We start from the raw sequence: 1,176 nt of genomic DNA, 5'->3' as shown, positions 1-1,176 counted from the left end.
TTCGCTGGGATTGATGACATCCCAAGGATAGATGCTCATAATCACGAGAAGAGCCCCGATATAAAAAAGCAGCACACGGACAGGGATATTGTTGATCGCCTTAGGGATTACTTTTTCAGGGTTTTCTGTTTCACCGGCCGTAAGCCCGACAAGCTCAATGCCGACAAAAGCAAACACAACCATCTGGAACGAGAGGATAAACCCGTGCATGCCATTCGGGAACAGGCCTCCGTGGCTCCAGAGGTTTGTGAAGCTGGACACTCCTGAGCTTGTGGAAAAGCCTTTGAAAATCATCACAAGGCCAATGACGATTAACGCCAAAATGGCAATGACTTTAATCAAAGCAAACCAAAATTCTAATTCTCCAAAAAGCTTGACTGTCGCCAGGTTCATAATCAGTAAAATAATTAGAGCGATTAAGCCGGGCACCCATTGCGGCACACCCGGGAGCCAATATTGAGTGTAGAGCCCGACTGCTGTCAGATCAGCCATCGCAATGGAAATCCAGCAGAACCAATATGTCCAGCCGGTGATAAATGCTGCCATATCGCCTAGGTAGTCTTGTACAAAGTCCACAAAAGAGTGATAGTTCAAGTTTGATAACAACAGTTCACCCAGCGATCTCATAATTAAGAAGCAAATAATCCCTGTGATCATATAAGCAAATAAAATCGAAGGTCCGGCAAAATGAATCGATTTGCCAGAGCCGAGAAATAAGCCTGTCCCAATGGCTCCGCCGATGGCGATGAGCTGGATATGCCTGTTTTTCAAGCCTCTCTGCAACGTTTGCTGATTTATATTGTCTTTCGTCATGTCGTCTGTCACTTTATGTGTTCCTCCATTGAAAATTGTTTATTGAGTCAGCAATCTATTTTTAATGATTATTATAACACTAAAATTTCTATCTTTTTTACTAAAAAAGGATTGATGAAAAGAATTTTAATGTGATTTGGACTATTTCCCGAAAAAAGCGGCTCCATTTAGGGAGCCGCTTTCTTATGCTTTTTCAGTTTTTTTCATAAACAGGTAGAGCCCGTAATCTGTCGGTGCGGATGCGTAGCCTGCCTGCCGCAGCATTGCTGTGATATTGCCGCGGTGGTATGTCCCGTGGTTGACAACGTGGGGAAGCAGTTCGGAAACAGTTGTTTTCATGATTCCGCTTGAGGGATTTTGAAT

1 protein-coding gene and 1 pseudogene are annotated in these 1,176 nt (G+C 43.7%); both read right to left on the bottom strand.

Annotation, left to right across the window (positions count from 1 at the left end; translation table 11 throughout):
• Window positions 1-825, bottom strand: an 825-nt coding sequence (locus ACWHAR_RS22340; RefSeq protein ID WP_452087866.1) for an amino acid permease, incomplete at its 3' end; no start/stop codon positions are given.
• 171 nt (window positions 826-996) lie between these two features.
• Window positions 997-1,176 (bottom strand): annotated as a pseudogene (gene dinB / locus ACWHAR_RS22335) (damage-inducible protein DinB); the annotation flags it as partial.

It is taken from the genome of Bacillus sp. LR--39, assembly GCF_053613335.1.
The sequence above is the reverse complement of the archived record's forward strand: the minus strand, read 5'-3'. Positions and strand labels throughout refer to the sequence as shown.